We start from the raw sequence: 9162 nt of genomic DNA, 5'->3' as shown, positions 1-9162 counted from the left end.
TACCCCTTGCTCTCCAGCGTCCGCAGCATCCGGCTGACGTAGCCGGAGTCGAGGCCGCCGAGTCTGGTCCTGAGATCCTGAACCGTCTCGGCGCCGAGACCGATCTCGTAGAGGATGCGAGCGGTGCCATAGGGAAGACCGCTGCCGAGGAATGAGTCCTCGAGCGCGCCCACCCGACGGACGTAGCTCATGTTGAACTTGCGCATCACCGAGGTGTCAACCGTCATATATCTGACTTTAGTCAGGTATTCCCGGGAATCCAAGAGTGGATCACCTATACAAATGGCGAACGGCCCGTCCTCTCGGACGGGCCGTTCGTTTGGGGTGAGTAACGGGACTTGAACCCGCGACATCCGCCACCACAAGGCGGCGCTCTACCAGCTGAGCTATACCCACCATCGGCCCGGACAGCGCATGTCCGAGCCAGCAAGAATCATAGAGGATCAGGCCGGATCTGTGGAATCGGGGATCGCCTTGGGATCGACGATCCCGGTGATCGAGGCGCCGTGCCGGGCGGCGATCGCCTTGGCCGTGTCGGAGTCGGGCCCGGGCATCGGCACGAAGACGGCCTCGCGGTAGTAGCGAAGCTCCTCGATCGACTCCTGGATGTCGGCCAGCGCGCGGTGGTTGCCGCGCTTGGGGGGAGCGGAGAAGTAAGTCCGCGGGAACCACCGCCGCGACAGCTCCTTGATCGAGGAGACGTCGACGTTGCGGTAGTGCAGGAACCCCTCCAGCTCGGGCATGTCCCGGGCCAGGAAGTTGCGGTCGGTGGCCACCGTGTTGCCGCCCAGGGGCGGACGGGAGTCCTTGCCGCAGTGTTCCCAGATGTAGGCCAGGACCTGCTCCTCGGCCTCACGCATCGGGACGCCGTTCTCCAGCTCGACGAGCAGGCCGGACTTGGTGTGCATGTCGCGTACGAAGTCGTCCATCTGCTCCAGCGCCTCGGCCGGGGGCTTGATGATGATGTCGACGCCGTCGCCGAGCACGTTGAGATCGAAGTCGGTGACGAGGGCTGCCACCTCGATGAGTGCGTCGTTCTCGAGGGACAGCCCGGTCATCTCGCAGTCGATCCAGACCAGACGTTCGTTCAGTGAAGCCACGCAGAGCACCATAACGCCGCTGGTCAACGGCTTATAGGGAGGGTAGGAGACGATGTGATAACGGTTCCCATGGCGTGGTTTCAGCCTGCGCTCAGGAGACGGACATATGTTGGCTACATGAGCACGGATTCAGCCAGCAGCCCCTCGCGCAAAGACAAGCGGGAGGCACGCGCTGCCAAGGCCGCCGCGGAGCTGGAGGCTCTGCGCAAGAAGCAGGCCCGCAAGTCGATCCTCACGGTCGTGGCGGTCGTCGTCGCTCTCGCGGTGATCGTCGGCGGTCTCGTCTGGTTCAGCCTGAGTCGCTCCGATGACAGCAAGATCACCGCGGTCGACGCCGGCAGCAGCGAGCACGGTCTGGTGATCGGGCCCGACGACGCGCCGCGCAAGGTCGTCATCTACGAGGACTTCCTGTGCCCCTACTGCGGTGACTTCGAGGCTGCGACCCGCGAGGATCTCGCGGAGCTGGCCGCCGACGGCAAGGTCCAGGTCGACTACCGCCCGTTCGTGCTCCTCGACCAGATCGGCCCCTACTCCGAGCTCGCCACCTCGGCCTTCGCCGTCGTCCAGCAAGAGGCCGGAGACGATGTCGCCAAGACGTTCCACGACCTGCTCTTCGAGAACCAGCCCAGCGAGTCCGGCCCGTTCCCCGACGCTGCTGATCTCGTCGACCTGGCCGTCGAGGCCGGCGCCGAGGAGTCGGCTGTCAAGGACGGTATCGAGAATCTCGAGGGCAAGGACTGGGCCGACGCCGCCACCCGGGCGGCCGCAGACGACGGCGTTCGGGGTACTCCGACCGTTCTTCTCGACGGCGAGCAGTTCCTCGAGGGAAACTCCATGGAGGAGATCGCTGACAACCTCATCCAGCAGATCTCCTGATTCGCTGGTCGAGCCGCCGGAGCCGCTAGGCGGAGGCGTGTCGAGACCAACACAGTCGTCTTCGCGGGGTCGAGCTTGTCGAGACCTCCCCTGAGGAAACCTCGCTTGGCGACTGTTTCTTCGTCTCCGTGTTCGCCGCCGACCCTTCCTCGAGTGTTTCTCGATCATGCGCCGCGTCAAGAACGGGCTTCGCCCGCCGCTTCGCGGTGGCCTTCGGCCATCCTTGACCCGGCACCTGATCGAGAAAAGATTTCGCCATTATCGGGGCGGCGGCGAGGGTGTGGCGCGGGGATCAGGTTACTTGTTCGCGGACCGCATAAATCGGTGCTGAACAGCACAAACAGGTAGCGCCGTGGTGCTGTTTCACATATAATGGGGCGTATGAACGAGACCGTCGACCAGCTCCTTGCCGGGCCGCCACTGGGTGCGTCCGAGAAGGAACTGGTCGACTGGATCAGCCGGCTTGAAGAGGTCAAGTGCGCCGCTGAGGCCGTTCAGGCAGAAGCAGCGGTACGCCTCGACGAGGCCGTCCGGGTGCGGCAGGCCGAGGCCGGGATCCCTGCCCGCAAGCTTGGCGAAGGAGTGGCTTCGCAGGTGGCGTTGGCGCGGCGGGTCTCACCGGCCAAGGGCGCCAAACTGCTCGGCCTGGCGAAGATCCTCCTCGCCGAGATGCCGCACACGTTCGCGTTGATGAAAGCCGGCCTCTTCTCGCAGTGGCAGGCCACCATCCTCGCCCGCGAAACCGCCTGCCTCTCACTAGAAGATCGCCGGGTCATCGACTACCAGCTCTGTGCACCTGGCCCGGACGGTGAACCGCCTGCTGTCGTGGCGATGGGGTTGCGGCAGTTCGAGAACGCGGCCAAGAAGCTCGCGATCACCCTTGACCAGGAGTCCGTCGTGGCTCGTGCCGCGAACGCGGAGAAGGACCGTCGGGTCAGCGTCCGGCCGGCACCGGACACGATGACCTGGCTCGGTGCCCTGCTCCCGGTCAAAGACGGCGTCGCGGTCTATGCCGCACTGGACCAGGCCGCCATGGCCGCCCGGGCGGCTGGAGATGAACGGACCCGTGGCCAGGTCATGGCCGACACCCTCGTCGACCGAATCACCGGCCGAAGCACGACCGGCGCGAAGCCTCGGGTCGAGGTCAAGGTCGTCATGACTGCCGAGGCCATGGCTGCTGATAGCGACCAGCCCGCGATGGTCGAGGGCTACGGACCCGTCCCTGCCGCCTGGGCCCGTGAGGCGCTCGCCGACGCGGAGGTCTTCATGCGGCGGCTGTTCACCGATCCCGCCGGCCAGCTGGTCGCGATGGAGTCCCGCTCCCGCACAGCCCCCGAGGGTCTCGCAGAGTTCATCACCACCCGCGATGGCGGGATCTGCCGCACCAACGGCTGCGACGCCCCGATCCGCAACGTCGACCACGCCCAACGCCACACAGACGGCGGCACCACCAGCGCCGCGAACCTTCAAGGGCTCTGCGAGAGATGCAATCAGGCCAAGGAAGCGCTCGGCTGGCAGGCCAGACCAGGACCGGACGGCAGCATCATCACCATCACACCCACCGGACACACCTACGTCAGCCCACCACCCGACACCTGGACACCGGACCCACCACCACTGTCCCTGGCAGAGTTCGTGCTGCGCGATCTGCTCCTCGACCACGATCTTGCCGCGTGAGGTCCTCGGCTCCTGCAGCCCTTCCGTACGCCGTACATCCGCGTACATTGGCTGTATAGGTCAAACCGTCCAGGAGTCACTGGTTCAACGCACATGGAGGTGCTTGAAGATGGCTGTCACCCAGATCGAGCTCGACACCGAGCTGCTCGCGGAGATCCAGCGGATCTCCGGCGCGAGCACGCCCCAGGAGGCAATCGAGTTCGCCGTGCGCGAGCTCGTCCTCCGCAACCATGAGGGCGATGCCCCTAAGCACGCCCAGAAGCTGGCGAGGAACTGGGACTACGACGGCTGGCGGGTGCTCAACGAGCGCGACCGCGCCAACGTCGTACGCCACTGACCGCGCCCGGCACGCGCGGCACTCTGGCGTCTCCCGCTAGATTTCTCTCGTGACCGCGCAGCAGACCCCGCCGTATCCCTCCCACTGGGAGGCGGACGTGCTGCTGCGCGATGGGCGGACGGCGCACATCCGGCCGATCAGGTCGGCGGACAAGGACCTGCTGGTCGACTTCTACGACCACCGGGTCAGCGACGAGTCGAAGTACTACCGCTTCTTCTCGCCGATGCCGCACCTCTCGGCCCGTGACGTCGCGCGCTTCACCGAGGTCGACCACAAGGACCGGGTCGCGTTCATCCTGACCCTGCGGGGTCGGATGATCGCGGTCGGGCGCTACGACGTGGTCAAGCCGGGGGAGGCCGAGGTCGCCTTCCTCGTCGAGGACGACTACCAGGGCCGCGGGATCGCGCAGATCCTGCTCGAGCACCTCGCCCAGGCCGGGCGCGAGCGCGGGGTCACCAAGTTCACCGCCGATGTGCTCCCCGACAACGGGCGGATGATCCAGACCTTCCGCGACGCCGGCTACAAGGTGGCCTCCGTCTACGAGGACGGCGTCATCTCGCTGCAGTTCTCGATCGACGTCACCGACACCGCGGTCGGCCGGCTCGCTCTGCGCGAGCACGAGGCCGAGGCCGCCTCGATCCACCGCTTCTTCAACCCGCGCTCGGTGGCCGTGATCGGCGCCAGCCGACGGCAGGAGACCGTCGGCCAGGCGCTCGTACGCAACCTGGTGATCGGCGACTTCACCGGCCGGGTCTACATGGTCAACCCCAGCTCCACCGCGGTCAGCGGCATGCCGGCCTACAAGAGCGTGCAGGACATCCCCGACGACGTCGACGTGGCGATCGTCGCGGTGCCCGCCGACGCGGTGCAGGACGTCGTGCTCGACTGTGCCGCCAAGGGCGTGCACGGCCTCGTGGTCATCTCCAGCGGCTTCGCCGAGACCGGTGAGGAGGGCCGCCAGCGGCAGCGGCGCCTGGTGAACCTGTCGCGCTCCTACGGGCTGCGACTGATCGGGCCCAACGCGCTCGGGGTGATCAACACCGACCCGCAGGTCAAGATCAACGCCAGCCTCGCCCCGACGATGCCGCCGCGCGGACGTGCGGGCTTCTTCTGCCAGTCGGGTGCGCTCGGCTCAGCGATCCTGGAGAAGGTCAACAACCGCGGCCTGGGCCTGTCGACCTTCGTCAGCGCCGGAAACCGCGCCGACGTCTCCGGCAACGACCTCCTGCAGTACTGGGAGGAGGATGCCTCGACCGAGGTCGTGATGATGTACCTCGAGTCGATCGGTAACCCGCGCAAGTTCTCCCGCATCGCCCGCCGCGTCTCCCAGCGCAAGCCGATCGTGGCGGTCCGTTCGGGCCGCACCACCCAGGGTGTGCCGATGGGCCACGCGGTCCGCAAGATCAGCGCCCCACCGGCGGCTGTCGACGCGATGTTCCGGCAGGCCGGGATCATTCAGGTCGACACCCTCGACGAGATGTTCGACGTCGCCCAGCTCCTCGCCCACCAGCCGCTCCCGCGAGGTCGGCGCGTGGCCATCGTCGGCAACTCCGACGCCCTGGGCCTGCTGGCCGCCGACGCCGCCGTCTCGGTCGGGCTGCAGGTCAACAAGCAGGTGCCGCTGCCCACCGAGCCGAGCGCCGAGGACTTCGAGGACGCGCTCGACGCGGCCATCGACGATCCCGAGGTCGACGCGGTGATCTCGGTCTACATCCCGCCGCTCAACGTCTCCGGTGAGGAGATCGCCAACGTGCTCGCCGCGGTCGGCGAGCAGTCCGACAAGCCGCTGGTCACCAGCTTCCTCGGTGCCGAGGGCGTCCCCGAGCTGCTCCGCGTCCCCGATGTGGCCGGGTCCACGGCGGGCCGCGGCTCGGTGCCGTCGTACTCCTCGGTCGAGTCGGCCGTGCGCGCCCTGGCCAAGGTCGTGGAGTACGCCGTGTGGCTGCGCTCCGCCGACGGCGAGACGCCGTGGCACAGCTCCGACGAGTGCGACCCGCGCACGGCACGCAAGATCGTCACCGACGTGCTCGCCGCGCGCCCCTCGGGTGGCGATCTGAGCCGCGAGGACCTCACCATGGTGCTGGCCGCCTATGGGATCAAGCTGTGGAACACCCACAAGGTCACCACCCTCGAGGAGGCGATCTCCGCCGCCGAGGACCTCGGCTGGGACGTCGTGCTCAAGGCGACCATCGAGAGCGTGCGCGAGCGGCCCGATCAGGCCCACGTCGTACGCAACATCGACGACGTCGACGAGATGACCGAGGCCTGGGAGCAGATCACCAGCCGGATCCCGCCCGAGACCGGTGGGTTGACGGTGCAGCGCACCGCGCCGCCGGGAGTCCCGGTCGCGATCCGGTCGATGGAGGACCCGCTGTTCGGGCCGGTGGTCTCCTTCGGCATCGCCGGACCGATCACCGAGCTGCTGGCCGACCGCGCCTACCGGATCCCGCCGCTGTCCAAGCGGGACTCGGCCTCGATGGTGCGCGAGATCAAGGCCGCGCCGATGCTCTTCGGCTACCGCGGCGGCGACATGGTCGACGTCGACGAGATCGAGCGGCTCGTCCTCAAGGTCGCCCAGCTGCAGAACGACCTGCCCCAGATCTCCTCGCTCGACCTGTCCCTGGTCCTGGTCGGCCTCGAGTACTCAGCCGTCCTCACCGCCAGTGCCAGAGTCGACCTGGTCGCCGATCCGCGCTCGGACTGGTTCGTACGCCGCCTCAACCCGGCGGTGGGCGACACCCTGCCCGGCTAGGCGAGGGTGGAGCCGCGTGGAAGGATGGGTGACATGAGCACCCGCACCGATGATCTCGACCGCGCCGACGACCTGCGCGTCGAGATCGACCGCACCGGCTACTACCCCGAGGTGGTGGCCGACTGTGTCGCCTCCGCCGTGGCGGGGGAGAAGGTGTCCTCCTTCTTCCTGCACCACGAGCCGACCTTCGACCGCGACGAGGTGCGCCGCCACCTCTCCGTGCTGGTGCTGACCCCGACCAGGCTGATCCTGGCCCACACCGACGAGCATGCCGGCGACGACCTGCTGCCGGAGCCCTACACCTCGACCTCGACCGAGGCCGTGCGCATCGACTCGGTCAACTCCGTGGTGGTGACCCGGATGATCACCAACCCGACGAAGGGCTCGAGCAAGCCGGCCGAGGTCGTCATGACCATCGGCTGGGGCGGCGTCAACCGCGTCGACCTGGAGCCCGCGGGCTGCTCCGACCCCAACTGCGACGCCGACCACGGCTACACCGGCGTGCTCACCCCCGACGACTTCTCGCTGCGCGTCTCGGCTGCCGCCGACGGTCACGACTCGGTCGACCGCCTGCTCTCCTTCGCGGAATCGCTCTCGGCTCGCACTCACAGCCGGTGAGGCAGTGGTGACCGGGTTCCTCGCTCCCGCTTACGGAGAGCGCTCGCTGGGTGATGTCCTGCCGGCGGTCGCCGCCGCCATGGACGTCCCGCTCGGCACCTCCGAGGCGCGATCCGGTCTCGAGCTGCCCTCGGCGGCTGCGTACGTGATCTTCCTGGTCGACGGGATGGGGACCAACCTGCTGCGGCGCTATGCGCACGCGGCGCCGTTCCTGGCGTCGCTGAGCGAGAATCAGCAGCCAGGCACGGCGGGGGTGCCGTCGACGACGGCGACCAGCCTCACCTCGTTCGGGACGGGGCTGACCCCCGGCGGCCACGGTCTGGTCGGCTACACCTCCCGGATCCCCGGCACCGACCACCTGCTCAACGCGCTGCAGTGGCGCAAGGACGTCGACCCGGTCGAGTGGCAGCCCAACCAGACGGTCTTCCAGCGGATGGGCGAGGCAGGTGTCCCGGTCACGGTGATCAACAAGCGCGTCTTCGGCGGCTCGGGCCTGACCATCGCCGCCCACCGCGGTGCGGAGTTCGTCGGCGCCGACCGGGTCGGGGAGCGGATCGCGTCCGCGGTGACCCTCTCGCGGGTGCCGGGCTCGCTGACCTACCTCTACGACGGCGACCTGGACTGGACCGGCCACAAGTACGGTGTCGCCTCCTCGCCCTGGCTGCAGCAGCTCTCGATGATCGACGCCGAGGCCGAGCAGCTCCGAGACGCCCTCGACCCGTCCGTACGTCTGCTGGTCCTCGCCGACCACGGTATGGTCGACTCGCCCGCCTCGTCGCGCACCGACATCGACGACTTCCCCGAGCTCCGCGACGGGGTCGCCCTGGTCGGCGGCGAGGCTCGCTTCCGCCACCTCTACTGCTCGCGCGGCGCCGTCGACGACGTGGTCGCGACCTGGTCGGAGCAGCTGGGCGACAAGGCCGACGTGATGACCCGGGAGACCGCGATCCGGCGTGGCTGGTTCGGACCGGTCACGCCGTCGGTGCTGCCGCGGCTCGGCGACGTCATCGTCGCCTCGCACGGAGAGCACGCGGTGGTCTCGACGAGCCTGTTCCAGTACGAGACGACCCTGGTGGGGTTGCACGGATCACTCACCCCTGACGAGATGCTGATCCCGCTGCTCGTCTCTTGAACCACTAGTGTTCTCCGGGTGGCTGAGCTGACCTTCTGGACCGGGACGATGGACGCGGGGAAATCGACCCTCGCACTGCAGACCAACCACAACCACGCGGCACGCGGCAGGGTGGGGCTGATCTTCACCGTCCACGACCGCTCCGGGGGTGCGGTGGTCACCTCGCGGCTCGGTCTGACCCATGATGCGATCGAGGTCACCGACGACTTCGACTTCTGGCGCCACATCGTCGACGCGCTGACCCACGGCGGCCGGGTGGACTACCTCATCTGCGACGAGGCTCAGTTCTACACGCCCGAGCAGATCGAGGCGCTGGCCAAGATCACCGACGAGCTGCAGATCGACGTGTTCTGCTTCGGGATCCTCACCGACTTCCGCACCCGGCTATTCCCGGGTGCCGCTCGACTGGTCGAGCTCGCCGACCGTACGGAGGTGCTGCAGGTCGAGGCGCTGTGCTGGTGCGGCAAGCGGGCCACCCACAACGCCCGGGTCGAGGACGGCGTGATGGTCACCGAGGGCGACCAGGTCGTCGTCGGCGACACCGACCAGGCACCCAGCACGGTCTCCTACGAGGTCCTCTGCCGCCAGCACCACCGCCGCCGCCTGACCGCGGCCCGGGCCAAGTCCGTCTCCCTGGTGCCCGAGCCGCTGCCCTTCGGCTGACGAGCCG

At 68.1% G+C, this 9162-nt stretch carries 8 protein-coding genes, 1 tRNA gene and 1 pseudogene; 7 read left to right on the top strand and 3 right to left on the bottom strand.

The window, feature by feature from the left end; translation table 11 throughout:
- The 3 genes and pseudogenes from ABZZ22_RS05305 to orn form a co-directional block, all read right to left on the bottom strand.
- Window positions 1–227: pseudogene (locus tag ABZZ22_RS05305) on the bottom strand (PadR family transcriptional regulator); the annotation flags it as partial.
- Between the two features lie 93 nt (window positions 228–320).
- A tRNA-His gene (locus ABZZ22_RS05300) sits at window positions 321–396 on the bottom strand.
- Window positions 397–443: 47 nt separating this feature from the next.
- Window positions 444–1112: an oligoribonuclease gene (orn, locus tag ABZZ22_RS05295; RefSeq protein ID WP_354927543.1), complete on the bottom strand. Its 669-nt coding sequence runs from the start codon at window positions 1110–1112 to the stop codon at window positions 444–446.
- 105 nt (window positions 1113–1217) lie between these two features.
- On the opposite strand from orn, the gene ABZZ22_RS05290 reads away from it, so the two are divergent.
- The 7 genes from ABZZ22_RS05290 (at window position 1218) to ABZZ22_RS05260 (ending at window position 9155) form a co-directional block, all read left to right on the top strand.
- Entirely contained in the window at window positions 1218–1976 is a 759-nt protein-coding gene (locus tag ABZZ22_RS05290) for a thioredoxin domain-containing protein (protein WP_354927537.1), read from the top strand.
- Window positions 1977–2357: 381 nt separating this feature from the next.
- Window positions 2358–3653, top strand: coding sequence for a DUF222 domain-containing protein (locus ABZZ22_RS05285; protein WP_354927535.1), 1296 nt, complete (start codon window positions 2358–2360; stop codon window positions 3651–3653).
- Window positions 3654–3762: 109 nt separating this feature from the next.
- Window positions 3763–3990, top strand: coding sequence for a type II toxin-antitoxin system VapB family antitoxin (locus tag ABZZ22_RS05280; RefSeq protein WP_354927533.1), 228 nt, complete (start codon window positions 3763–3765; stop codon window positions 3988–3990).
- Between the two features lie 49 nt (window positions 3991–4039).
- Entirely contained in the window at window positions 4040–6742 is a 2703-nt protein-coding gene (locus ABZZ22_RS05275; RefSeq protein WP_354927531.1) for a GNAT family N-acetyltransferase, read from the top strand.
- A gap of 33 nt (window positions 6743–6775) precedes the next feature.
- Window positions 6776–7360 carry a DUF5998 family protein gene (locus ABZZ22_RS05270; protein ID WP_354927529.1) on the top strand — a complete coding sequence of 195 codons (585 nt, stop codon included), beginning with the start codon at window positions 6776–6778 and terminating at the stop codon, window positions 7358–7360.
- 7 nt (window positions 7361–7367) lie between these two features.
- A complete protein-coding gene (locus ABZZ22_RS05265; protein WP_354927527.1) occupies window positions 7368–8492 on the top strand; it encodes a nucleotide pyrophosphatase/phosphodiesterase family protein in 1125 nt (374 codons plus the stop codon).
- 18 nt (window positions 8493–8510) lie between these two features.
- On the top strand, window positions 8511–9155 hold the full coding sequence (locus tag ABZZ22_RS05260) for a thymidine kinase (protein ID WP_354927525.1): 645 nt from the start codon (window positions 8511–8513) through the stop codon (window positions 9153–9155).
- Window positions 9156–9162 lie beyond the last annotated feature (7 nt).

This window comes from Nocardioides sp. NPDC006273, assembly GCF_040613495.1.
In the GTDB taxonomy this organism is placed as follows: domain Bacteria; phylum Actinomycetota; class Actinomycetes; order Propionibacteriales; family Nocardioidaceae; genus Nocardioides.
The sequence above is the reverse complement of the archived record's forward strand: the minus strand, read 5'-3'. Positions and strand labels throughout refer to the sequence as shown.